Annotated in this window: 24 protein-coding genes; 16 read left to right on the top strand and 8 right to left on the bottom strand. The window is 74.2% G+C overall.

Going from position 1 to position 24,002, the window contains the following annotated elements; translation table 11 throughout:
* The first annotated feature begins 100 nt into the window (after positions 1-100).
* From BUE41_RS18400 to BUE41_RS18380, 6 genes are all read left to right on the top strand, one after another.
* Positions 101-604, top strand: coding sequence for a MaoC family dehydratase (locus tag BUE41_RS18400; RefSeq protein WP_073458456.1), 504 nt, complete (start codon positions 101-103; stop codon positions 602-604).
* A gap of 107 nt (positions 605-711) precedes the next feature.
* On the top strand, positions 712-963 hold the full coding sequence (locus tag BUE41_RS30355; RefSeq protein ID WP_143172232.1) for a hypothetical protein: 252 nt from the start codon (positions 712-714) through the stop codon (positions 961-963).
* A gap of 2 nt (positions 964-965) precedes the next feature.
* Entirely contained in the window at positions 966-1,517 is a 552-nt protein-coding gene (locus BUE41_RS18395) for a PH domain-containing protein (RefSeq protein ID WP_073458360.1), read from the top strand.
* A gap of 52 nt (positions 1,518-1,569) precedes the next feature.
* Entirely contained in the window at positions 1,570-2,442 is an 873-nt protein-coding gene (locus BUE41_RS18390) for a PHP domain-containing protein (protein WP_073458359.1), read from the top strand.
* Between the two features lie 42 nt (positions 2,443-2,484).
* A complete protein-coding gene (locus tag BUE41_RS18385) occupies positions 2,485-3,309 on the top strand; it encodes a RecB family exonuclease (protein WP_073458358.1) in 825 nt (274 codons plus the stop codon).
* Positions 3,306-3,572 carry a hypothetical protein gene (locus tag BUE41_RS18380; RefSeq protein ID WP_143172231.1) on the top strand — a complete coding sequence of 89 codons (267 nt, stop codon included), beginning with the start codon at positions 3,306-3,308 and terminating at the stop codon, positions 3,570-3,572. Before BUE41_RS18385 ends, BUE41_RS18380 begins: the two co-directional genes overlap by 4 nt.
* A gap of 13 nt (positions 3,573-3,585) precedes the next feature.
* Here the strand turns inward: BUE41_RS18380 and BUE41_RS18375 are convergent, their stop codons facing one another.
* From BUE41_RS18375 to BUE41_RS18365, 3 genes are read right to left on the bottom strand one after another with little or no spacing between them, the layout of a single operon-like run.
* Entirely contained in the window at positions 3,586-4,365 is a 780-nt protein-coding gene (locus tag BUE41_RS18375; protein WP_073458356.1) for an oxygenase MpaB family protein, read from the bottom strand.
* A gap of 31 nt (positions 4,366-4,396) precedes the next feature.
* On the bottom strand, positions 4,397-5,707 hold the full coding sequence (locus tag BUE41_RS30850) for an Rv3212 family protein (RefSeq protein ID WP_159444931.1): 1,311 nt from the start codon (positions 5,705-5,707) through the stop codon (positions 4,397-4,399).
* Positions 5,708-5,724: 17 nt separating this feature from the next.
* Positions 5,725-7,422, bottom strand: a complete 1,698-nt coding sequence (locus BUE41_RS18365) for a DEAD/DEAH box helicase (protein ID WP_073458354.1) — start codon at positions 7,420-7,422, stop codon at positions 5,725-5,727.
* A 364-nt stretch (positions 7,423-7,786) separates the two neighbouring features.
* Between BUE41_RS18365 and BUE41_RS18360 the strand changes: the two genes are divergently transcribed.
* Positions 7,787-8,431, top strand: a complete 645-nt coding sequence (locus BUE41_RS18360) for a ferritin-like fold-containing protein (protein WP_073458353.1) — start codon at positions 7,787-7,789, stop codon at positions 8,429-8,431.
* Between the two features lie 122 nt (positions 8,432-8,553).
* Positions 8,554-8,784 (top strand): DUF3107 domain-containing protein, encoded by a 231-nt coding sequence (locus BUE41_RS18355; protein ID WP_073458352.1) that lies wholly within the window; start codon positions 8,554-8,556, stop codon positions 8,782-8,784.
* A gap of 55 nt (positions 8,785-8,839) precedes the next feature.
* Here the strand turns inward: BUE41_RS18355 and BUE41_RS18350 are convergent, their stop codons facing one another.
* Positions 8,840-9,133: a DUF4873 domain-containing protein gene (locus BUE41_RS18350; RefSeq protein ID WP_073458351.1), complete on the bottom strand. Its 294-nt coding sequence runs from the start codon at positions 9,131-9,133 to the stop codon at positions 8,840-8,842.
* Positions 9,126-9,749 (bottom strand): TetR family transcriptional regulator, encoded by a 624-nt coding sequence (locus BUE41_RS18345; protein WP_084755325.1) that lies wholly within the window; start codon positions 9,747-9,749, stop codon positions 9,126-9,128. Before BUE41_RS18345 ends, BUE41_RS18350 begins: the two co-directional genes overlap by 8 nt.
* Before the next feature lie 236 nt (positions 9,750-9,985).
* Here BUE41_RS18345 and BUE41_RS18340 point away from each other — a divergent pair, with 236 nt between their 5' ends.
* On the top strand, positions 9,986-10,891 hold the full coding sequence (locus BUE41_RS18340; RefSeq protein WP_073458349.1) for an AurF N-oxygenase family protein: 906 nt from the start codon (positions 9,986-9,988) through the stop codon (positions 10,889-10,891).
* 12 nt (positions 10,892-10,903) lie between these two features.
* Positions 10,904-11,812, top strand: a complete 909-nt coding sequence (locus BUE41_RS18335; protein WP_073458348.1) for an alpha/beta fold hydrolase — start codon at positions 10,904-10,906, stop codon at positions 11,810-11,812.
* Here BUE41_RS18335 and BUE41_RS18330 read toward each other — a convergent pair.
* From BUE41_RS18330 to BUE41_RS18320, 3 genes are read right to left on the bottom strand one after another with little or no spacing between them, the layout of a single operon-like run.
* Entirely contained in the window at positions 11,800-12,468 is a 669-nt protein-coding gene (locus tag BUE41_RS18330; protein ID WP_073458455.1) for a TetR/AcrR family transcriptional regulator, read from the bottom strand. The genes BUE41_RS18335 and BUE41_RS18330 overlap by 13 nt on opposite strands.
* Positions 12,469-12,509: 41 nt before the next feature.
* Positions 12,510-14,213: an HAD-IC family P-type ATPase gene (locus BUE41_RS18325; protein WP_073458347.1), complete on the bottom strand. Its 1,704-nt coding sequence runs from the start codon at positions 14,211-14,213 to the stop codon at positions 12,510-12,512.
* On the bottom strand, positions 14,210-15,040 hold the full coding sequence (locus tag BUE41_RS18320; RefSeq protein WP_073458346.1) for a hypothetical protein: 831 nt from the start codon (positions 15,038-15,040) through the stop codon (positions 14,210-14,212). The genes BUE41_RS18325 and BUE41_RS18320 overlap by 4 nt, the downstream gene beginning before the upstream one ends.
* A 247-nt stretch (positions 15,041-15,287) precedes the next feature.
* Here BUE41_RS18320 and BUE41_RS18315 point away from each other — a divergent pair, with 247 nt between their 5' ends.
* From BUE41_RS18315 to BUE41_RS18290, 6 genes are all read left to right on the top strand, one after another.
* A complete protein-coding gene (locus BUE41_RS18315) occupies positions 15,288-16,277 on the top strand; it encodes an alpha/beta fold hydrolase (protein WP_073458345.1) in 990 nt (329 codons plus the stop codon).
* A gap of 5 nt (positions 16,278-16,282) precedes the next feature.
* Positions 16,283-17,455 (top strand): adenylyltransferase/sulfurtransferase MoeZ, encoded by a 1,173-nt coding sequence (gene moeZ / locus BUE41_RS18310; RefSeq protein ID WP_073458344.1) that lies wholly within the window; start codon positions 16,283-16,285, stop codon positions 17,453-17,455.
* Between the two features lie 447 nt (positions 17,456-17,902).
* Positions 17,903-18,724 (top strand): TIGR02569 family protein, encoded by an 822-nt coding sequence (locus BUE41_RS18305; RefSeq protein WP_084755370.1) that lies wholly within the window; start codon positions 17,903-17,905, stop codon positions 18,722-18,724.
* Between the two features lie 261 nt (positions 18,725-18,985).
* The gene (locus BUE41_RS18300) at positions 18,986-20,350 is read left to right on the top strand and encodes a nitrate/nitrite transporter (RefSeq protein WP_073458453.1); all 1,365 of its coding nucleotides are present in this window, start codon (positions 18,986-18,988) and stop codon (positions 20,348-20,350) included.
* 7 nt (positions 20,351-20,357) lie between these two features.
* Entirely contained in the window at positions 20,358-22,403 is a 2,046-nt protein-coding gene (locus BUE41_RS18295; RefSeq protein ID WP_073458343.1) for a molybdopterin oxidoreductase family protein, read from the top strand.
* Between the two features lie 181 nt (positions 22,404-22,584).
* Positions 22,585-23,991 (top strand): FAD-dependent oxidoreductase, encoded by a 1,407-nt coding sequence (locus BUE41_RS18290; RefSeq protein WP_268794500.1) that lies wholly within the window; start codon positions 22,585-22,587, stop codon positions 23,989-23,991.
* Positions 23,992-24,002: the final 11 nt, after the last annotated feature.

The raw sequence follows: 24,002 nt of genomic DNA, 5'->3' as shown, positions 1-24,002 counted from the left end.
ATCCGGGTGCCTGTGGCACCGCGCTCACCTCCTCGTCCTGCGTAGGGCCAACAGATAGATTACCGCTACGAGTGCGATCTCGGCGATGGAGGCGACAGCGTTGCAGTTCGGCAGGTACTACGAGGAGTTCGAGGTCGGGGCGGTCTACAAGCACTGGCCCGGCAAGACGGTCACCGAGTACGACGACCACCTGTTCTGCCTCCTCACGATGAACCACCACCCGCTCCACATGGACGCGCACTACGCGGAGGAGACCACCGAGTTCAAGCGGAACGTCGTGGTCGGCAACTACATCTACTCGCTTCTTCTGGGAATGTCCGTTCCGGACATCTCGGGCAAGGCGATCGCCAACCTCGAGGTGGAGTCGCTCAAGCACATCAAGCCGACCTTCCACGGCGACACGATCTACGGCGAGACCGAGGTACTGGACAAGATCCCGTCGAAGTCGAAGGACGACCGCGGCATCGTGTACGTCGAGACCCGCGGCTACAAGCAGGACGGCACGGTCGTCTGCACGTTCCGGCGCAAGGTGATGGTCCCGAAGCGGTCGTACGGCGAGGCGCGCGGCGGCGAGCAGCCGGGCCGCCCGACCCCGGTGAGCTGATCTCGGCGGACCCCGTCCGGGTCGGGTCGCAGCGCTCCGGACGGGGTCACACCGGCGGAGTAGAGGGCGTTGCGTTCCGTGTCGCCGGGGCGCGCAAGGACTCCCCGATGCGGGGCCGCGCGCCGGATACCATCGACCCCGTAGATGCGGTACAAAAGCACGAGGGAATCGGCGCTACTCCTCGGGGGATCGGCGGTCAGGTGGACTTGAAGAAGCTGCTCACTCTCATCGTGGTGGCACTGGCTCTGTTCTTCGTGTTCACCCGCCCGCAGACCGCCGGCAATCTCGTGACCGACGGTCTGGGCCTGCTGCGGGACGGCGCGGAGCAGATCGTCACCTTCATCACGTCCGTCGTGTAGCGGTGCTCGCGCCACGGGAGATCGACGAGTACCTGCTCCCCACGGAGCGGCGAGTCATCCGGGTGCGTCAGCACTGGGCGTACATGGTCAAGCCACTGGTGCAGACCGCGCTGTTCGTGCTGGCCATGGTGCTCATCGAGCGGTTGACGCCCACCGGTAACGAGGCTGCCCACTTCCTGATCGACAACCTCACGTTCTACCTGGCCCTGATGGCCGTGCTGCGGTTCACGGGGCTGGCGATCCTGTGGTGGATCGAGCGCATCGTGATCACCGACAAGCGCGTGATGCTCGCGCAGGGCTTCATCGTGCACAAGGTCGGGATGATGCCGCTCGGCAAGGTCACCGACCTGACGTTCGAGCGCAGCCTCGGCGGGCGCATGCTCGGCTACGGCACGCTCATCGTCGAGTCCGCCGGGCAGATCCAGGCGCTCAACCGCATCGACTACATGCCGCGCCCGGAGGAGGTCTACGAGGCGCTCTCCGAGCTGGTGTTCGGGGAGAAGGGCAAGACCCGGGCGACGGGCATGCTGGCCCGGCCGCGCTGGCGGAGGTGACCCGGCGCACGACCCGGCAGAGCCGCGCGCCGCGGACGGGCTAGCCTGGGCCGTGGCCGTTCCGCGCATCGACCTGCACACCCACTCCACCGCCTCCGACGGCACCGACACCCCTGCCGGGCTGGTGGAGGTGGCGCACGCCGCGGGCGTCGACGTGCTCGCGATCACCGATCACGACACCACCCGCGGCTGGGACGAGGCCGCGGCGGCGCTGCGGCCGGGCATGGCGCTGGTGCGCGGCTCGGAGTTCTCGTGCGTGAGCCCGACCGGGCGCGGCGACCGCCCGGTGTCGGTCCACCTGCTCGGCTACCTGTTCGATCCGCAGCACGAGGCGATCGTCGCCGAGCAGGCTCGGCTGCGCCGCGAGCGCGACGCCCGGCTGCGGCGCATCACCGAGAACATGGCCGCCGACGGCTATCCGGTCGACGTCGAGACGGTGATGGCGCTCGTGCCGGAGGGCGCCTCGGCCGGCCGCCCGCACCTGGCCCGCGCGCTCGTCGCCGCCGGCGTGGTGGGGTCGGTGAACGAGGCGTTCGCGGAGCTGCTCTACACCGGCAGCCCCTACTACGTGCCGAAGGTGGACACCCCCGTCGAGACGGCGATCGAGATGATCACCGCGGCCGGCGGGGTCACGGTGTTCGCGCACCCGCTGGCGCGGCGGCGAGGCCGGGTCGTCGAGCCGTCACGGCTGGAGGAGCTCGCCGCGATCGGGCTCACCGGTGTGGAGGTCGACCATCCCGACCACTCCCCGGAGGACCGCGAGCTGCTGCGCCGGATGGCCGAGGAGCTCGGGCTGGTCGTGACGGGATCGAGCGACTACCACGGCACCAACAAGACGACCCCGATCGCGGCGGAGACCACCGATCCCGAGGCGCTGGAGAAGCTGGTCGCGCAGGCCACCGGGATCCCGGTCCTGCACGGCTGATCCCGCACCGGGACGGCGCCCGCGGCGGGCTACCGTTGCGGTGTGCAGCTCGGGCTCGACTTCGACACCCCCCGGCTGGTGCGGGTCACCCCGGCGCGGCTCGCGGTGTGGGCGGACTGCCGCCGCCGCTACCGCATGACCTACCTCGACCGCCCGGCCCCGCCCCGCGGCGGCGCGCAGGCGGCCGCCACGCTCGGTGCCGTCGTCCACCTCGCCCTGCGCGCCCTGCTCGGCCTGCCCGCCGAGGCGCGCACCCCGGACCGGGCCGCCGCGCTCGTCGACGCCCACTGGTCCAGCGAGGGCTTCCGCGACGCCGAGCAGGCCGCCGAGTACCGCGACCGGGCGCGCGGCTGGGTCGCCGACTACGCCGCCGAGCTGCCCGCCGATGTCGAGATCGCCGGCCTGGAGACGTGGGTCAGCGTGAGCACCGGCCGGATCGTCGCCGAGGGCCGCGTCGACCGCATCGACCGCCGCGGCGGCGAGCACGTGATCGTCGACTACAAGACCGGGCGCCGCCCCACCCCGGAGGACGCCCGCGACTCCGCGGCGCTCGCCCTCTACGCACTGGCCACCGAGCGCACGCTGCGCCGCCCGTGCCGCCAGGTCGAGCTGCACCACCTGCCCACAGGCACGGTCGCGGCCTGGGAGCACGACGCGGACACGATCGCCGCGCACCTGGCCGCCGCGGAGGAGACGGCCGCGGCGCTCGCCGACGCCACCGCCGAGCTGGCGGCGGGCGGCGATCCCGAGCGGCTGTTCCCGCCGCGCACCGGGCCCCGCTGCGGTGCGTGCGACATGCGGCGCAACTGCCCGGAGGGGCGGGCCGCGGCCCCGGAACAGCCGGCGTGGGCGGGGTTGCCGGCGTGAGGATCGTGCGCGGGTGCACGGGGCTGCTGGCCGGCGGCCTCGTCGCGATGCTGCTGGCGCTCAGCCTGGCCTGGCTGATCGCGGCCGGCCACGACGCACCCGGGCCGGGCCTCGGCCGCATCGGCGGGCACCTGGTCGCCGCGGTCGTGGCGGTGGCCGCGCAGCGGTACGCCGACCGGCACCCGGGGGTGCGCGGCCTGCTCGGATCGGCCGTCGTCCTGCTGACGACCGTCCTGCTGCTCGCACTCGCCTGGATCGTCTAGGCCCGAGGTGGCCTCACTCCGGCGGGCGGCGGCCGGAGATCCGGCGGGCGGCCAGCGCCGCTGCCCGCACCGCGCGCAGGGACGCATCGGTCACCAGGTCCGATCCCGGCAGCACCGGGATCCCGTACATCCGCCGCGCCCAGTCCGGTAGCAGCCCGATCGCGATGCTCGCCAGCGCCGCCCACGCCGGCCGCGCGGGCGTGAACAGCGCGACCCGCCACGGCATCGGCGGCACGAGCAGCCGACGTGCCGCCTGCTTGGCGATCGGGCTCGCGACCAGCTCCGGCCGCACCCGACCGAAGTACGCCTCGACCTCCGCGCGGCTCGTCGGCACGCCGGTGGCGCCGAGCAGCTCGGCCGCCCGCACCTGCTCGGCGAGGAACGCATCGACCTGCGCGTCGTCGATCGCCCCGACGCGGCGCACCGCGGTGCTGAACGAACTGACCTCGCACACGTGCACCCAGGTCAGCAGGTCGGGATCGTCCGCTGCGTACGGCCGACCGGTGACCGGGTCGGTGCCGCGGACCGCCCGGTGGATGCGGCGCACCCGGGCGATCGCCTCGTCGGCCGTGGCGGTGTCGGCGAACGCGAGCGCGGTGACGTACTGGATGGTGCGGTTCAGCCGCGGCCAGAACTCGTCGGGGAAGCTGGAGTGCTCCAGCACTCCCGCCATCGCCCGCGGGTGCAGCGCCTGCAGGTAGAGCGCGCTGATCCCGCCGACGAGAGCGGCCGGATCGCCGATCACCGTCCGCGTGGGGCTGCCGGGCGCGAAGTAGCCGGTCGTGGTGGTCACGCCGCCAGGGTGCCCCACCGCGCGCGCGTCGTCACCGGGCGGGGACGAGCGCGACGATCTGGTCGCCGCGCTGTTCGACCAGCACCGCGCCCTGCGTGGCCAGCCGCACCGGGGCGGTGCGGTCGGCGCGGGCCACCGGGATCGTGCGCACCACCGGATCGCTGCCGGCACCGCTGCGGCCGACCACCGCGAGCCCCTCCGGGACGGGCACGAGCGTGGCGTCGCCGTAGGTGACGCCGGGGCCCAGCGTGTCCTCGACCGTGGCCAGCGGGATGAGTGACTCGGGATCGAGCAGGATCGTGTCGGCGCCGGTCCACCACGTCAGCTGGCGCACGTCCGAGCTGGTGGCGGGCACCCCGGCGGGTGGTTCCGCAGCCGCGGCGAGCGCGGCGTCGGACACGTCGACCGGGACGGCGGCGACCTGGGTGCCGGCCTCGTCGAACACGACGATGCGGGCCGGACCGGGCAGCACGACCGCGACCCGGTCCCCGGTGACGGCGACCAGCCCGGCCCCGGCCGCCGCCAGCGGTACGGACCAGCGCTCGACGGGCCTGCCGTCCTTGGTGTCGTCGGGATCGAGCAGGGTGAGCCGGTCAGCCGGCTCACCTGGGCAGCGCTCGACCACGGCCAGCTGGTCCGGGCCGAGCAGCGCGCTGGTGTGCAGGCAGGTGGGGCGCGGCTGAGCGCCCTCGTTCACCGGCGCCTCGAGGTACCCGTACTCCAGCGTCCGCACGAGGTCGTAGCGCATCACCTCGATCGTGCGGACGCCGGTGCCGGCCACGAGCGTGCCGTTGCCGATCAGGGCGGTGTCGGAGCGCAGGTCCGGGTTGCGGGCCGCGGCGCGGGTGCCGGTGTCCGGCCGCAGCGCGGTCAGCTCGCTGCACCACTCGCCGTTGCGGTAGAGCGCGAGCACCCGCGCCGCGTCGGCGAGCGCGTCGAACCCGGACCCGACGGTGCACAGCGGCACATCGCGGGCGTAGGTCCAGGCGACCTCCCCGGTCGCCGCGACGTGCCCGCTGACCGTGCTCCCGTCGCCGGTGACGACCGCGTTGCCGGCCACGACCGGGGTGTCCGTCGCGTCGCTCGGGGCCCGCCAGGCCTCGGCGAACGCCGCGGGGACGGCCGTGGCCTGCGCCGGCGGCGGCGGGATCGGCGTGGCGGCGGGCTCCGACGTGGTGCGGGCGGCGTCGCTCGACGCACCGAACAGGGTGACGGCAGCGAGCAGGAGCACGCCGATCAGCACGGCGGCCACCACGTCGCCGCGGGTGCGCCGTTCCGGTGCCGGGCGCCGCGGACCGTTCCCCGGCGGGTGCACCGGAGGCGCGGCCTGCGTCGTCGGCACCGGAACCGGCCGGTGGCTCAGCTGGCGGCGGCGTCGCTGCCGAGGTCGGCCCCGGACTCGCCGCCGACGCGCTGCTCGGCAGCACCCTCGCCGCGGCGACGTCGGCCGCCGCGCCGACGGCGCCGGCGGGGGGCGCCGTCGGCGGATCCCTCGCCCTCACCGCTCACGGCGGTCACGACGCGGGCCTCGCGGGCCTCGTGGTCCTCGGAAGAGCCCTCCGTGCTCGGCGCACCGTCGGTGTCAGCGGCGCGGACCACGGCCCCGCCGCGGGTGCGGGTGCGGACCCGACGGCGCCGCGTCGCCGTGACCTCCTCCTCGCGGCGGCGGCGGTTGCGCGGCTTCGACCGGCTGTGGTGGTCGCCCTCGCTGTCGACGTACTCGGCGTCCAGCCCGGCGCGGGTGCGCTTGGCCAGCGGCAGCCGGCCGCCCGCGTCCTCGGGGATGCCCAGGTCGGTGTAGAGGTGCGGCGAGGTGGAGTAGGTCTCGCGCGGCTCGGTGATGCCCAGGCCGAGCTCTTCGTCGATCAGCGCCCACTTGTGCAGCTCGTCCCAGTCGACGAGCGTGATCGCGACGCCGGCCTTGCCCGCGCGGCCGGTGCGGCCGATGCGGTGGACGTAGGTCTTGGCGTCCTCGGGGCACTGGTAGTTGATCACATGGGTGACGTCGTTGACGTCGATGCCGCGGGCGGCGACGTCGGTGGCCACCAGCACGTCGATCTTGCCGGAGCGGAACGCCCGCAGCGCCTGCTCGCGGGCGCCCTGGCCCAGGTCGCCGTGCACGGCGGCAGCGGCGAACCCGCGCTCGGCCAGGTCGTCGGCCACACGCTGCGCGGTGCGCTTCGTGCGCGTGAAGATCATGGTGAGGCCGCGGCCCTCGGCCTGCAGCACCCGCGAGATCAGCTCGACCTTGTCCAGTGCGTGCGCGCGGTAGACGAGCTGGCGGGTGTGCTCGTGGGTGGAGCCCTGCCCAGCCTCCTCGGCCCGGATGTGCGTGGGCTTGTTCAAGAACGTGCGGGACAGCTGGATGATCGGCCCGGGCATCGTGGCCGAGAACAGCATGGTGTGCCGGTCGTCCGGCAGCATCCGCATGATGCGCTCGACATCGGGCAGGAAGCCCAGGTCGAGCATCTCGTCGGCCTCGTCGAGCACCAGCTCGCGGACCCGGCCGAGCACCAGGTGGCGCTGCTCGGCGAGGTCGAGCAGCCGGCCCGGGGTGCCCACGACGACGTCGACGCCCTTGCGCAGCGCGGCCAGCTGCGGCTCGTAGGCGCGGCCGCCGTAGATGGCCACGACGCGGATGCCCAGGTGCTTGCCGGCGTCGGCGAGGTCATGGGCCACCTGCACGCACAGCTCGCGGGTGGGCACCACGACCAGCGCCTGCGGCACGTCCTTGCTGCGGTCGGCCACCTCGCCCTCGGGGGTGGCCGCGGGCTGCTCGGCAGGCGGCACGATCCGCTGCAGCAGCGGCACGCCGAACCCGAGCGTCTTGCCCATGCCCGTGCGGGCCTGGCCGATGACGTCCTCACCGGCCAGCGCCAGCGGCAGGGTCAGCTCCTGGATCGCGAAGGTGCGCTCGATGCCGGCTTCGGCGAGCGCCCGCACGATCTCGGGGCGGACACCAAGCTCGGCGAAGGTCGGGGAGTCGGGGCGGACCGGGGCGCCGCCCGTGAGCGGGCGCGCCTCCTCGGCGCCCTCATCGGTGGTGTCGAGCGCCACCGCCTCGTGCTCTGTTGTGGAGTTCTTCAGGTCGTCGGACAGGATGATCGCCTCTCTCCGCGCACAGATGCCGGTGCCGGCTCTTCAGGACCGCCGTTCGCTACGCAGCGGGAGAACCAACGAGGCGCTGCACGCACCATGTCGTTGCGGCTGGAGCGGAACCGAGCTCCGGGTGACCGCGGGTAAGGCGCGCGCCCGGTGAGGCGCTGCGCTGATCGCATGGTACCGCCCACCGCCGTCCGGCGACACCGCACACGCCAGGGCGTCGGCGTGATTCCCGTCCTGTTCAGGGCCCGCTCCTGGTCACGGAGGGGTGGCCGCCGATCCGCCGGCCCGCTGACGCGCCGGGGTTAGGCTCCGGGACATGGTCACCGAAGCCGGCCTCGACGAGGCATCCGTCGACCTCCTCGGCGTGCTCGCCTACGGCGAGCTGTCGGCCTTCGACCGCCTCGCCGAGGACGCCCGGACCGCTCCGACGCTGGAGGGCCGCATCGCGCTGGCGACGATGGCCGCCGCCGAGATGGGGCACTTCGGGCTCATCAAGGACCGGCTGGCCGAGCAGGGCGTGGACGTCGTGGACGCGATGCGCCCGTTCGTGGACGCGGTCGACGCCTACCACGCCTCCACCGCGCCGCGCAGCTGGCTGGAGTCGCTGGTCAAGGTCTACCTCGGTGACGGGTTGGCGGCCGACTTCTACTCCGAGCTGGCCGCGTGGCTGCCCGGGCCGACGGGTGAGCTGGTGCAGCAGGTGCTCGCCGACACCGGCCACGGCGCGTTCGCGGAGCGGGAGGTGCGCGCGGCCTGCGAGGCGGACCGGCGCGTGCGCGACCGGCTCGCGCTGTGGGGCAGGCGGCTGCTCGGTGAGGCCGTCACGCAGGCCCAGCACATCGTGGCCGAGCGGGACCAGCTGGCGGAGCTGCTCGTCTCCGGTTCAGGTGACTTCGCCGCGCTCATCAAGCGGCTGCAGTCCAACCACGGCAAGCGGATGGCCAAGCTCGGCATCGGCTGAACCACGGCGGGTGCAGCGCGCCGGCGGGTTCACCGAGGGCGGACACCCGCACCCGCGGGGGTCGACTAGCCTGGCCCGCGTACGACGGATCGTCCCGCACGTTCACGACCTGGAGGTTCCCGGTGGAGGTCAAGATCGGCATCGCGGAGAGCGCGCGCGAGCTCGTGGTGTCCAGCGACCAGACCGCGGAGGAGGTCGCGAAGCTGGTGGACGAGGCGCTCGCGGGCGGCTCCGAGGGTGTCCTGCGCCTGACCGACGAGAAGGGCCGCCGGTACGTGGTGCGGGCGGACAAGATCGCCTACGTCGAGATCGCCCCGGAGGAGATCCGCAAGGTCGGCTTCGTCGTCCAGTGAGCCCGGCGCGGGACCGTCCGTCGCCATCAGTTCAGCCGCTGCAGTCCAGCCGCCATCAGTCCAGCCGGTACGGCGGCCGCCCGATCCCGGTGATCCGGTAGCGGCCCCAGAGATCGACCTCGCCCAGCCGCCCGCGTGCGCTGCCGTCCCCGGTGCGCAGCTCCACGTCGCCGGCAGTGGCCGGGTCCGGCCGTTCCTGGGCGTCGGCGAGGCGCAGCCTGCCGAACCAGTGCAGCCGCCCGTCGACGGGCTCGTGGCGCGCGTCCAGCAGGGCGTGCACGGCGATCTCCGCGCCGTCCACGACGAGGACGGCCGGTCCCGACCAGCCGTCGGTGTGCGCATCAGCCACGTGCGTCCTCCTGTCCCACGGCGCGCAGGGGTGCGATCGACGCCGGTTCGGCGGTCCCCAGCACGCCCGACACGCCGCCCCAGATGAGGGTCGTGAGGTAGTCGGTCAGCGCGGAGCGGCTCATCGTGCGCCGCTCCAGCCACCAGTCGCCCGCGCTCTGCACCATCCCGACCAGGCCGTGCGCCCACGCCTCGGCGCCGCCGGAGTCCAGGCCCAGCTGGCGCAGCCGGCCGCCGATGAGGGTGGCGAGCATGCGCGCGATCTGCTCGCGCGCGTCCTCGACGACGCTGTCGGTGGCGCGCTCCAGCGTCGGGTGCACGACGAACCGCCACAGGTGCGGCTCCTCCTCGATGCTGGCGAGGAACGCGTCGACGACGTCGGCGATGAACTGCCGCGGATCGGCGGCGGCGGCCTCCAGCCCCTGCTCGGACAGCGCTGGTTCGAGCCGCGCCAGCAGCATCGCCGCGGCCTCCTGCCCGACGGCGAGCTGCAGATCGGCGCGATCGGTGAAGTGCCGGTAGAGGACGGGCTTGGTGATGCCCGCCTCCGCCGCGATCTCGGCGACGGACACCCCCGGACCGTGGCGACGGATGGCCTGCACCGCGGCCTGGACCATCTCTGCTCGGCGTTCCGCGCGGCGGGCGGCTCGGGCCGTCGGTGTGTTCGTGGGAGGCACCCGCCAGTCGTAACAGTTACCGCCGGTTACAGCAAGTCTACGCTGGTCGCGGGTATCGAGATGGCCGGCGGTCCTTGACAGCGCGGCCCGGTCCGCGGCACCGTACCATCGGTAACAGTTACCGGCGGTTACAGCGATGTCCGCCGGTGGTGCCGGCCTCGGAAGGAGGAACGCCGATGAGCGCAGCCGCAGGATCGGCGAAGGTGCAGGACCGGGAGACCACCGCGGAACGGCTGCTCCGCTCCTCCCTCGAGCGCTCCTACGAGCCGTCGATCGACATCGACTGGGACGCCCCGCTCGTCGAGGGCCTCTGGGGCATCCCGCAGCACCGGATCTCGCTCTACGGCACCGAGCTGTGGGCCGGCCTGACCGAGGAGCAGCGCCGCACCCTCTCGCTGCACGAGCTGTGCAGCGTCGCCCGCATCGGGCTGTGGTTCGAGATCATCCTCATGCAGATGCTGCTGCGCTACGCCTACGACCGCGATCCGCGCAGCAAGCACATCCAGTACGCGCTCACCGAGATCGCCGACGAGTGCCGGCACTCGGTGATGTTCGGCAGGCTCAACGAGCGCCTCGGCGTGCCCGACTACCGCCCGCGCCGGATCACCCACGAGCTGGGCAGGCTGTTCAAGACCATCGGCTACGGCCCGGCGATGTTCGCCGGCACGCTGTTCGTCGAGGAGATCCTCGACCAGCTGCAGCGCGAGGCCATGCGGGACGAGACCGTGCAGCCGCTCACCCGCATGGTCAACAAGGTGCACGTCACCGAGGAGGCGCGGCACGTCCGCTACGCCCGCGAGGAGCTGATGCGGATCATGCCGGGGGTCAACGCCGCCCAGCGGGCGCTGGCCCGCTACCTCACCGCGCGCATCGCCCACGTCGTGGCGCACGACCTCGTCCACCCGAACGTCTACGCGTCCGTGGGCATCGAACCCGCCGTCGGCCGGAGGACGGCGCTGGCGAACCCGCACTACCACGAGACACTGCGCTGGTCGGCTCGCAAGCTGGTGCCGTTCCTGCGCGAGCAGGGGCTCATCGGCGGCCCGACCGAGATCCTCTGGCGGCGCGCACACCTCATCTGATCAGGAGGAACCGTGGGACGCACGGTGGCGGGGGCCGACGGCGCACCCCTGCACGTCGAGATCGACGGCCGGGACCCGGCCCCGGTCACGGTGGTGCTCAGCCACGGCTGGACGCTCGACGGTCGCACCTGGGGCCCGGTGACCCGCGCCCTCGTCGCCGGCAGGGCGCCCGTGCGGGTGCTGCGGCCCGACCACCGCGGGCACGGTCGCTCGGCCGCTGTCGATCCCGCGACGATGACGCTGGAGCAGCTCGCCGACGACCTCGCCGCGGTGATCGCGGCACTCGCGCCCGACGGTCCGCTGGTGCTCGCCGGCCACTCGATGGGCGGCATGACGCTGATGGCGCTCGCGGAGCGGCACCCGCAGCTGTTCGAGCGGGTGCGCGGCGTCGGACTGGTCGCCACCGCGTCCGGCGGGCTGGCCCAGGCCACGCTCGGCCTGCCGCAGCGCGCCGCGGCGCTGGCCAGGCGCGGCGAGCGGGCCCTCTACGGCTCGTCCCGGTGGCTGGCCAAGCCGCGGCTGGCCAGCCCGCGGGCCCTGGCTCCGGCGCTGTCGTGGCTGCTGCTCGGCGAGCGGCCGAGCGCGCAGGCGCGGCGCCTCACCGCGGAGGTGATCGCGAGCTGCCGGCCAGCGACCGTGGCCGGGTTCCGCCCGACGCTCGACGCGCACGAGCGCGACGCCGCGCTGGCCACGTTCGCCGACATCCCGACCGCGGTGCTCGTCGGCACCCGCGACCGGCTCACCCCGGTGGCGGCGGCGCGGCGCATCCACGCGGCCCTGCCGTCGGCGCAGCTGACCGTGCTGCCCGGGGCCGGGCACATGCTGCCCGTCGAGCGGGTGGCCGAGGTGGCGGCGCCGATCGCGCGGCTCGCCCGCGGGGCGGTGGACCAGGCACCTGCCCGGTCTGATCAGCCGGCCTGACCGTTCTGCGCAGCGTCCGGCGCGGCTGCTCTCCGCTCCTCGCCGACCAGCGGGAGCGACGACAGCCCGCGCCAGGCGAGGTTCGACATGAGCGCGACCGCCTCGTCGCGCGGGACCCCCTCGTCGGAGTCGAGCCAGTAGCGCGCGGCGACCTGGCTGAGCCCGACCAACCCGACGGCGAGCAGCTTCGCGCGCGGTTTGTCCAGGCCGGCGTCGGCGGTGACGGCATCGGCGATCGCGTCGATGCAGCGGCTGAGCGCGTTGTCGACGACGGCGGCCGCCTCCGGCTGGGAGCGCAGGTCGGACTCGAACACCAGCCGGTAGGCCTGGCCCTCACTGGCGACGAAGTCGAAGTACGCCCCGACCGCGGCCTCGACCCGCTTCTGGTTGTCGGTGGTCGTGGCGATCGCCCGCTCCACACTGGCGACCAGCTCGTCGGCGTAGGTGGTGAGCAGCGCCCGGTAGAGCTCCAGCTTGCCGGGGAAGTGCTGGTAGAGCACGGGCTTGCTGACGCCGGCCCGCTCGGCGATGTCGTCCATCGCGGCGGCGTGGTAGCCCTGGGCCGCGAACACGTCCCGCGCGGCGAGGAGCAGCTGCGCCCGCCGTGCGCCGCGGGTCAGGCGAGCCCCCCGCTGCGCCGCCGGTGCCTCGCTCACAGCCACCTCCCGCGTCGACCGGAGTCCTCCGATCGACAACACTACCGGTCAGTAGCCCTGATCGGGGAAGAGTGATCGTCACGATGCGCGCCGAGGCACACCAGCCCGGTCACCACGGCGACACCCGCGGCCAGCGCGACCGCCAGCCCGGCGAGCACCGGGTCGAGCAGCCCGACCGCGGCCGCGGGCAGCGCCGCGGCGTGCACCGCCATCGCCCAGCCGAGGTTCACCCGGACGGTCCCGACCACGCGGCGAGCGAGCCGCAGCGCTGCCACCACGAGGGGCAACTCGCCGGAGGAGAGGACGAGCGGGGCCCCGCCCGATCCGGTCGCGATGCCGAGATCGGCGGTGGCGAGCGCAGCGGCGTCGCCGCGGCCGTCGCCGACCGCCGCGACGACCCGGCCCGCGGCCTGCAGCGCGCGCACGCGCTCGGCGCGCAGCCCGGCCGGCACCTCCGCGACCACGTCCTCGCGGGCGATGCCGACGTCCGCGGCCACCCTGGCCGCCTCCGCCGGGCCGTCGCGGGTGACCAGCACCGGCCGCACGCCCATGGCCCGCAGCCGGGCCACCGCGGCCGCGCTGCCCGGGCACAGATCGGCGACCAGCGCGATCACGGCGCGCGCCCGCCCGTCCCAGGCGACCACGATGCCGACGGCACCGTCCGCGTCGGTCGCGGCCAGCGCATCGCCCAGCGCGTCGGGCAGCTCGACGCCGTGCGCGGTGAGCAGCTCCGGGCGCCCGGCCAGCACCGCATGGGCCTTCACGACGTCGCCGTCCAGCTCGGACACCAGGCCGCGCACGCCCAGCCCCGGCAGCAGGTCGAACTCGGAGACGCAGGGCAGCGCGCCGTGCTCCGCGATCGCGGCGGCGACCAGCGCCGACCCGATCGGGTCCGTGCAGTCCTGGTGCACCGCCCCGGCCAGCCGCAGCGCCTCGCCGGCAACGCCGCCGGGCAGCGGGCGCACCCGGTGCACGATCATGCGGCCGCTGGTGAGCGTCCCGGCCGTCGGGAGCACGACCGCGTCGACGCGGCGAGCCGCCGCCAGCGCGTCCGGCGAGGTGAACCGGGCGCCCGACCGGGCCGCGCGCTCCGCACCGGTGAGCAGCGCGACCGGGGCGGCCAGCACCAGCACGGCGGGGCAGCCGGCCACCAGCACCGCCAGCGCGGCCGGGACCGCGACCGCGGTCCCCGCGCCTGCGCCCAGCCAGAAGCCGAGCGCCCCGACGGCGAGCGTGACCACAACCGGCACCAGCACCCCGGCGATCCGCCCGATCTCCGGCACCACGGTGCCCGCGCCGGCCACGCGGGCGGCCCGGTCGGCGGCGCAGCGGGCCGCGAGCGCCAGCGCCGGGACCCCCGCCGCCACCTCTAGGTACGGCGTGCCCGCCCCGGTCAGCAGCGCGTGCAGCGACCAGCCGAGCGCGGTCAGCGCGGCGAGGGAGACCAGCAGGTCCGGGGACGGCCGGCCCCGGCGCAGGCTCCGCACGGCGTCGGCGTGGAACGGCCACGCGCCCCACACCGCGACGGGTGCGACGAGGTTGAGCGCGATCCACGACCACTGCGGGAACTGCCACGCGGGCACGGTCGCCAGCGCGACCACCGGCAGCGCCAGACCGGTGGCGACCAGCAGCCTGCGCAGCTCGGCCGGGTCCGGGGGCGGCACGTCCCGCGGTGGCTCCGGCGGGGGTGGATCGACCAGCCCGAGCTCGATCTGCACGACGGCCGGATCGATCGTGGCGGTCACGGCGCCTCCCGCGTGGCCACGGTGAACGCCGCGCCGTGCGTGGCTCCGTCGTGCAGGAAGTCGAAGTACACCCGGTAGGTGCCCGCCTCCGGGACGTCGACGACGAAGGCGACCGACGGACCCGTCGTGGCCACAGCCGTCGGTGCGGGCCCGTCCGCGCGCACGGCGAGCGGGGCCAGATCCGGTAGGCGCAGCACGGCGAGCCCGCCGAACCCGCCGAGGTGCGGCTGCAGATCGGTGACCGCAGCGCCGTCCTTGGTGACGGTGGCGAAGACCTGTGAGGCGCTGCCGGGCACGAGATCGCCGTCGAGGCGGACCTGGTAGCCGTCGCCCTGCCAGACCCGCGACAGCCCGGTGGGCGCGGGCCGCGGCGTGCCCGGCACGAACAGCTCGGTCGACAGCTGCAGCCGCGGCCCGCCCCCGGGGGTGAGATCGGCCAGCGCGCGGTAGAGGCCGGGGGAGAGCGGGGCCAGCGGAGACCGCCACACGTGGTCGGCGCCGAGCTCCGGCGCGAGCAGCTGGTGGGCGCCTCCGTCGGTGCGGACGAGGACCACGCTCGCGGGTGGACCGGAGGAACCGGACACCGGGCGGCCGTCGGGCCCGGTGACGGTGAACGCGAACTCGCCGGCCGGGGCGGACGGGTCGAGCACCATCCGGTACCCGGAGGCGTCGGCCGGGGATCCCGGATCGTCGGCGGGACGGACGTGCTCGGCGGCGGCCCAGGCGGCCGGCAGCGCCGGGCCGACCTGGGCGCCGAGCGCCCACGCGCCGCCGAAGGTCAGCGTGAGCACCGCACCGTACGCGGCCAGCCGGCTCGCCGTCGTCATCGCCAGCTCCTCCCTCACGCACCGTGCAGGAACTCGACACGCACGCTCGCTGTGCACACTCGGTGTGCGCGGGGTGTGCACAGCCCCCCACCGCTACCAACGTCCGGCCAGGGCGCCGGAAACCGCGCCGGAGGGGGGATCCCGCCACTCGTGCACGGTCGGGTGAACCGGGTGGGACGGACCGGGTGACGTGAGTCCGGTCCCGGGTACTGGCGGTGCACCGGGCGGTTGGGCGATCCTCGTCGTCGTGACCGACGTCGCCACGCGCCTGGACCCGGCCCCGTACGCGGGCCCGTGGCCGGGCCGGGAGATCACCGCGGGTGGCGTCACCCTGCACGTGCGCGAGACCCCGGGCCCGGACGGGACCCCGGCGGTCTACGTGCACGGGCTGGCCGGATCGGCCACCAACTGGACCGACCTGGCCGGCCTGCTCGCCCCGCACGCCGCGGGCATGGCGATCGACCTGCCCGGGTTCGGCCGCTCCCGCCCGCTCGCCGTGCCGGACTGGACACCGTCCGGGCACGCCGACGCCGTGCTGTGCTTCCTGGCCGGGCTCGGCCGGCGGGTGCACCTGCTGGGCAACTCGCTCGGCGGGCTCGTCGCGCTGTCGGTGGCGGCCCGGCGTCCCGAGCTGGTCGCGACGCTGACGCTGGTGTCGCCGGCCGTGCCGGACCGGCGGCCCAGCCCTCGGCGGCTCGCTGATCCGCGGATGCTGCTGGCCGCGCTGCCGGGGCCGATCGGCAAGCGGGCCCGCGCCGAGCTGGGCGGCCTGACCGCCCTCGAGCGGGCGGCGCAGCTGGTCGGGATCTGCTTCGGCGATCCGTCGGTCGTGCCGGAGCACCGGCTGCGCGAGCTGGCCGCTGAGCTGGAGGAGCGGGCGCGGCTGCCGTGGGCGTACACAGCGCACCAGGAGACCGGCCGGCAGCTGCTGATCAGCTGGCTGCGCGGCCCGTCGCCGTGGCCGCTGGCGGCGCGGATCAGGGTGCCAACGCTGGTGGTGTGGGGCGAGCAGGACCGACTGGTGTCGCCGAGCCTGGCCCGGCGCACCGCCGCGCTCACGCGCGGCCGGTTGGTGATGCTGCCGGGGGTCGGGCACGTGGGGCACATCGAGGCCCCGCACGCCGTCGCCGCGGCGGTGACGAGGATGTGGCAGGACGTTGCCGCGGGCCGGTGGGAAGAATCCGGCGGTGACGGCACGTTGACGTTGGCGAAGAACGCCGGACAGAAGGAGCCCTGAGGACCATGGCGCTACCGCCGCTCGTGGAGCCGGCCGCCGAGCTCACCAAGGAGGAGGTCGAGCGCTACAGCCGCCACCTCATCATCCCCGACGTCGGGATGACCGGGCAGAAGCGGCTCAAGAACGCGAAGGTGCTGGTGGTCGGCGCCGGCGGGCTGGGCAGCCCGGCGCTGCTCTACCTGGCCGCCGCCGGGGTGGGCACGCTCGGCATCGTCGAGTTCGACGTCGTCGACTCGTCCAACCTGCAGCGCCAGATCATCCACGGTGTCTCGGACGTGGGCCGGTCGAAGGCCGAGTCGGCGCGCGACTCCATCCGCGAGGTCAACCCGTTCGTGAAGGTCGTGCTGCACGAGACGCGGCTCGACTCGTCGAACGTCCTGGACATCTTCCGCGACTACGACCTGATCCTCGACGGCACCGACAACTTCGCCACCCGCTACCTGGTGAACGACGCCGCGGTGCTGCTCGGCAAGCCCTACGTGTGGGGCTCGATCTTCCGCTTCGAGGGCCAGGCCTCGGTGTTCTGGGAGGACGCCCCGAACGGCAAGGGCCTCAACTACCGCGACCTCTACCCGGAGCCCCCGCCGCCCGGGATGGTGCCGTCCTGCGCTGAGGGCGGCGTGCTGGGTGTGCTGTGCGCGTCGATCGGCTCGATCATGGTCAACGAGGCCATCAAGCTGATCACCGGCATCGGCGAGCCGCTGCTCGGCCGGCTGATGATCTACGACGCGCTGGAGATGAGCTACCGGACCGTCAAGATCCGCAAGGACCCGGACAGCAAGCCGGTCACCGAGCTCATCGACTACGAGGCGTTCTGCGGTGTGGTGTCCGACGAGGCGCAGGCCGCCGCGGCCAACCACACGATCACGCCGCTGCAGCTCAAGGAGATGATGGACGCGGGCAAGGACTTCGTCCTCATCGACGTCCGCGAGCCGCACGAGTACGAGATCGTGCGCATCCCGGGCTCGGTGCTGATCCCGAAGGACCGCATCATCTCCGGCGAGGCGCTCGCGGAGATCCCGCAGGACAAGCCGGTCGTGCTGCACTGCAAGTCCGGTGCCCGCTCGGCCGACGCGCTGGCCGCCCTGCACAAGGCCGGGTTCCGCGACGCTGTGCACGTCGGCGGTGGGGTGCTGGCCTGGGCGAAGCAGGTCGACCCGTCCCTGCCGACCTACTGAGCTGCGGGGCGGGGCGGCGGCTCCGTCCGTGCCCATTCGCAACGAACGGCACAGCGTTGACCGCGCCCGGCTCGTTCATCGCCGAGCGCGAGTTCGCGCGCTCTCACGTCGACGACGGCTCCTCCGGTGCTCGCGCCCTCGTCCCTCGGGCGCTGCGCGCCCGCCGTCGTCGACGCGCGCGAGCGCTGTGGTCACCATGCGGAGGTGCTCGGTGAGGTGCGGGTGGGGCGGGCCGGGTGTACGCGGTCGGGCCGCTCTTGCGGCGATCGCGGGCACCGGCGCTCCTTTCGTGAGCAGTGCTGCCTGCGAGTGCAGTCCGCTGCGGCAGAGGTATGCGACCAAGGTCACATCGCACCTCTGTTCGAGTGATGTGAATCCGGCACCCGACCCGACCACTTCCGCGTGTGTTGCCACGATCGGGCGGCAACCGCAGGTAGCGTGCGCGTCGTGACTGCTGCGCCCGTCCGAGCAACTGCCCAGTCCGGACTGCCGCCGCACGTCCGGACCGCGTTCGGCGTCAACGAGATCGAGCCGCGGCCGGTCGAGTGGGCCGGCCGGCGCGCGTGGCACTGCGGGGACATCCTCATCAGGGCGGTCGCGGACAACGCCGTCGCTGCCTGGTCGGCCGGCGTGCTCGACACGCTGGAGGTGCCCGGCGTGCGGATCGCGAAGCCGGTCCGCTCCTCCGACGGCCGCTGGGTCATCGCCGGCTGGGCGGCCAGCCGGTTCGTCCCCGGCACGCTGGAGCCGCGCTACGACGAGGTCGTCGCGGTGGCCGAGAAGCTGCACGCCGTGATGGCCGACCTGCCGCGCCCGCGGCTGCTGGAGAACCGCGACGACCTGGTGACCCGGTCGGCCGCCGCCGCGTTCGGCGAGCTGCGGGTCACCGTCGACCGCAGTCACGGCGGCGCCCTGTTCGATCACCTCGCCGCCTACCGCCGGCCCGTGCACGCCGAGCCGCAGGTGGTGCACCCCGAGCTGTTCGGCGCGGTCCTGTTCGACGGCGACGCCCCGCCGGCGATCGTCGATCTGGTGCCGTGCTGGCGGCCGCCCGCGTGGGCCGCTGCGGTGATCGTGGTCGACGCGCTGGCCTGGGGCGGCGCCGACGAGGGACTGATCCACCGGTGGGCCCACCTGCCGGAGTGGCCGCAGATGCTCCTGCGCGCGGTGCTGCACCGCATCGTGCTGCACGCCCAGCACCCGGACGGCGGCCCACGCACCCTCGCCGGGCTCGAACGAGCGGCCGGACTGGTGTCGGCGCTGGTCTGAGAGCCGGAGTCCGCGCGCGCCGGAACCCCGGAGCCAGGACGCGACGAACGGCACTTTCGTCCACTCAGAGTGGACGAAAGTGCCGTTCGTCGCCTTCGCGGAGGGGTGGCGGGTGCTCGCAGCGGGCTCACAGCCGCGCTGCTCGCGAGTGAGCGGGTCTTTGCGCGGGCGTCACGAGATGCGGACGGCCCGGTAACCGCCCGTGCCTAGCGTCGCCGTCGACCCCTTCCCCGATGGCGACACCCGGGAGCACCCGTGACCCTGACCGCACCGGACCAGTCCCCGTCCCCGCCCGCGACCGTGCTGCGCGGCCGCTGGCTCACGGACTGGCGACCCGAAGATCCCGACTTCTGGGCCAGTACCGGCCGGCGCGTCGCCCAGCGCAACCTGTGGGCCTCCATCGCCGTGGAGCACGTCGGCTTCTCGGTGTGGTCGCTCTTCTCCGTCTTCGTGCTCTTCATGGGCCCGGAGTACGGGGTCGACGCGGCCGGCAAGTTCCTGCTCACCTCCACCGCGACGCTGGTCGGCTCGGTGCTGCGGGTCCCGTACACGTTCGCGGTGGCGCGGTTCGGCGGGCGCAACTGGACGGTCCTGTCCGGTGCGCTGCTGTTGATCCCCACCACCGTGGCAGCGTTCGTGCTGCAGCCGGGCACGCCGTACTGGGTGTTCATGCTGCTCGCGGTGCTCGTGGGCCTCGGCGGCGGCAACTTCGCCTCCTCCATGGCCAACATCAACACCCTCTACCCGGAGGGCAGGAAGGGACTCGCGCTCGGCCTCAACGCGGGCGGCGGCAACATCGGCGTCGCGGTCGTCCAGCTGATCGGCCTGCTCGTCATCGCCACGGCCGGGGCCGCGTACCCGAAGCTGCTGCTGGCGGTCTACATCCCGTTGATCGTCGTCGTGTCGATCTACTCGGCGCTGGCGATGGACAACATCGCCGACGTCCGCAACGACACCGGTGCGGCCGAGCTCGCCCTGCGCGACCGCGACACCTACATCATGTCGTTCCTCTACATCGGCACGTTCGGCTCGTTCATCGGCTACTCGTTCGCGTTCGGGTTGGTGCTGCAGAACCAGTTCGGCCGCACGCCGCTGCAGGCCGCGGCCGTCACGTTCCTCGGCCCGCTCATCGGATCGCTGGTCCGACCCGTCGGCGGTTGGCTGTCCGACCGCATCGGCGGCTCGGTCGTGACGCTGTGGAACTTCGTCGCGATGGCGGTCTGCACCCTGGTCTGCATCGTCGCGTCCGGGCTGGACTCGCTGGCGCTGTTCACCGTGGGCTTCGTGGGCCTGTTCTTCTTCGCCGGGGTCGGCAACGGCTCGACGTACAAGATGATCCCGGCGATCTACCAGCGGAAGGCGCAGCTGGCGATGGCCGACGGCATGCCGGCGGCGCGGGCGCTGGCCGACGCGCGGCGCATCTCCGGGGCGGCGATCGGCCTGATCTCCGCGGTCGGTGCGCTCGGCGGCCTGCTGATCAACCTGGCGTTCCGCGAGTCGTTCGGCTCGACCGGGTCCGGCACCCCGGCGTTCTGGGCGTTCCTCGTGTTCTACGTCGTATCCGTGGTGGTCACCTACGCCGTGTACACGCGGACGTCCCGCGCTTCCGAACTGGTGACGGTGTGAGCCGCCGGTGACCCGCACTCCCACCCACTGCCCGTACTGCGCACTGCAGTGCGGGCAGTGGATCGACCGGGCGGGCGCGGTCGACGCCCGTGAGTTCCCCACCAGCCGCGGCGGCATGTGCCAGAAGGGCTGGACGTCGGGCCGGCTGCTGCGCCACCCCGAGCGGCTGACCACCCCGCTCGTGCACGGTGAGCCCGTGAGCTGGGACGCCGCGCTCGGCTACGTCGCCGACCGACTGCGCGCCATCCGCACCGAGCACGGCCCGGACGCGGTGGCGGTGTTCGGCGCGGGCGGGTTGACCAACGAGAAGGCCTACCTGCTGGGCAAGTTCGCCCGGGTCGCGCTGGGCACCTCGCAGATCGACTACAACGGCCGGTTCTGCATGTCCTCGGCCGCGGCGGCGGGCAACCGGGCGTTCGGGATCGACCGGGGCCTGCCGTTCCCGGTGACCGACCTGGCCGCCGCCGACGTGGTGCTGCTCGCCGGGGCCAACCCGGCCGAGACGATGCCGCCGCTGATGGGGCACCTCGGTGAGGCCGCGCTGATCGTCGTGGACCCGCGGGTGTCGGCGACCGCGGAGCGCGCGATCGCCACCGGCGGGCTGCACCTGCAGCCGGTGCCCGGCACCGACCTGGTGCTGGCGCTGGGCATGCTGCACGCCGCCGTCGTCGAGGGGTACGTCGACACCGCCTACGTCGCGCAGCGGACCACCGGGTTCGAGGAGGCGTGGCGGATCGCTGCGCAGTGGTGGCCGGAGCGGGCCGAGCGGGTCTGCGGGGTGGCCGCCGCGGACATGCGCGCCGCGGTGGCTCTGCTCGCCCGGGCCCGCAACCGGTACGTCCTCACCGGGCGCGGCGCCGAGCAGCACGCCCACGGCGTCGACACGGTCACGGCGTGGATCAACGTGGCGCTCGTGCTCGGTCTGCCCGGCCGGCCCGGCTCCGGCTTCGGCACGATCACCGGACAGGGCAACGGGCAGGGCGGCCGCGAACACGGCCAGAAGGCCGATCAGCTGCCCGGCTACCGGCACATCACCGATCCCGCCGCCCGTACCCACGTCGCGTCGGTGTGGGGCGTGGACCCGGACGCGCTGCCCGGGCCGGGCCGGTCGGCCACCGAGCTGCTGAACGCGCTCGGCCGCCCGGACGGGCCGCGCGCCCTGCTCGTGTTCGGCTCGAACGTGCTGGTCTCCGCGCCGGACGCGGGCGCGGTCGCCGAGCGGCTCGCGGCGCTCGACCTGCTGGTCGTGGCCGACGTCGTGCCCGGCGAGACCGTGCGGGCCGCGGACGTCGTGCTGCCGGTCGCCCAGTGGGCCGAGGAGGAGGGCACGATGACCAACCTCGAGGGCCGCGTGCTGCGCAGACGCCGCGCGCTGCCCCCGCCACCGGGCGTGCGCACCGACCTGGAGATCGTCGCAGGCCTCGCCGAACACCTGGGCGTGCCCGGGTTCCCCGCGCACCCGGCCGCCGTCTTCGAGGAGCTGCGAGCGGCGTCCGCGGGCGGGCCCGCCGACTACTCCGGGATCACCTACGAGCGGCTCGACGCGGGGGAGGCCCTGCACTGGCCGTGCCCCGCCGAGGACCACCCGGGCACACCGCGGCTGTTCCTCGACCGGTTCGCCCATCCCGACGGACGGGCCCGGTTCGTGCCGGTCGACCACGTGGCCGCGGCGGAGCTGCCGTGCCCCGACTACCCGCTGCGGGCGACGACCGGGCGGGTGCTCACCCACTACCAGTCGGGCGCGCAGACCCGGCGCATCGCGGAGCTGGTCGCGGTCGTGCCCGAGGCGTTCGTCGAGGTCCATCCCGACACCGCGGCGCGCTCCGGGCTCGCCGACGGCGACTGGGCGCGCGTCGCGTCGCGGCGGGGGAGCGTGCGCGCCCGCGTGCGGTGCGTGCCGTCGCTGCGCACCGACACCGTGTTCCTGCCGTTCCACTTCGGCGACGACCAGGCCGCGAACCGCGTCACGAACCCGGCGCTCGATCCCGTGAGCCGGATGCCGGAGTTCAAGGTCAGCGCGGTCCGCATCGAACCGGAGCGAACCGCGGGCTAGCCCGATCCCCGACCTCACCGGCCCGAGCGCCGGGCCCCCTTCGGCCCGGCGCTCGGGCCTTCGTCGTGCCCGGCACACCCCGGTCGACCTCACGGAATCCCCTCACCGATGTGCGGGCTGTGTTACCCCCCTGTCACCGCAGGTCGCACGAGGGTAACGACGGCTACCTACCGTCAGGCCCGTGACGAGGCAGGTGGTGGTGGTCGGGCACGGGATGGTCGGTGCCCGCCTCGTGGAGGAGATCCGGCGGCGGGACCCGCGCGGCGAGGCGGTGGCGCTGACCGTCGTGGGAGCCGAGGCACGGCCCGCCTACAACCGGGTGCTGTTGTCGACCGTGCTGGCCGGCGGGCTGCCGTCCGCCGTCGACCTGCTGCCCGAGCGCTGGGCGCAGGACTGGGGCGTGGACGCGCGGCTGGGCGTGTCCGCCACCGCGATCGGCGACGGCGTCCTGCGCACCACCGACGGCGACGTGCCCTTCGACGACCTGGTGCTCGCCACCGGCAGCCGCCCGCGGCTGCCCCCGGTGCCCGGGATCGAGCAGGGCATCCCGTTCCGCGATCTCGACGACTGCGAGCGGATCGTCGAGCGGGCCCGCCCGGGCGTGCGGTTCGCCGTGCTCGGCGGCGGTCTGCTGGGCTGCGAAGCCGCCCGCGGGCTGGCCGAGCGCGACGTCAAGGTCACGCTCGTGCACCACAGGCCGCACCTGATGGAGCGCCAGCTCGACCCGTTCGGCGGGGAGGTGCTGGCAGCGGCTCTGGAGCGGCTCGGCGTCGACGTGCGCCTGGACACCGTCGCCGCGGAGTGGGACGGCGGGCTGCACCTGGCCGACGGCAGCGTGCTGGCCGCCGACGAGCTGGTCGTGGCGACCGGGGTACGTCCCGAGACCGGGCTGGCTGAAGCCGCGGGGATCATCGTCGATCAGGGGATCATCGTCGACGACCGGCTCGCGACCTCCCGCCCGCGGGTGCACGCGATCGGTGACTGCGCACAGCACCGCGGGGCCGTGCCCGGGTTCGTCCAGCCCGGGTGGGAGCAGGCCGCGGTGCTGGCCGACCTGCTCACCGGCGCCGACCCGGCCGCTCGCTACACCGGCACCCGCCCGGTCACCCGGTTGAAGGCGCGCGGGGTCGATCTCGCTGCGGTCGGTGCGCCCGCCGCACTCGCGGGCGCGGACGTGCTGCGGTTCGTCGACCCGGCCGGTGGCCGCTACGCCGCCCTCGCGATGGAGGGTGACCGCGTCGTCGGCGGTGCTGTGATCGGCATGCCGGAGACCGCGGCGACGATGGTCCAGTACTTCGACACCGGCGCGCCGGCACCCAGCGACCGGCTCGGGCTGCTGCTCGGCCGCCTGCCCGCGACCACCGTGGATCCCGGCCGGCTGCCCGGTGCGGCGATCGTGTGCCGCTGCACCACCGTCACCAAGTCCGCGCTGGTCACGGCCTGGCGCGCGGGGGCGACGAGCGTCGCTGCGCTGCGCCGCGCCACCCGTGCCGGCACCGGCTGCGGCAGCTGCACCGACACCGTCTGCGGTCTGGCCGACTGGCTCGCGGCCGCCGACCCCGATCCGATCGCCGAGGGCGCGGCGTGAGCGGAGGGAAC

The organism is Pseudonocardia thermophila (genome assembly GCF_900142365.1).
Classification (GTDB): domain Bacteria; phylum Actinomycetota; class Actinomycetes; order Mycobacteriales; family Pseudonocardiaceae; genus Pseudonocardia; species Pseudonocardia thermophila.
The sequence above is the reverse complement of the archived record's forward strand: the minus strand, read 5'-3'. Positions and strand labels throughout refer to the sequence as shown.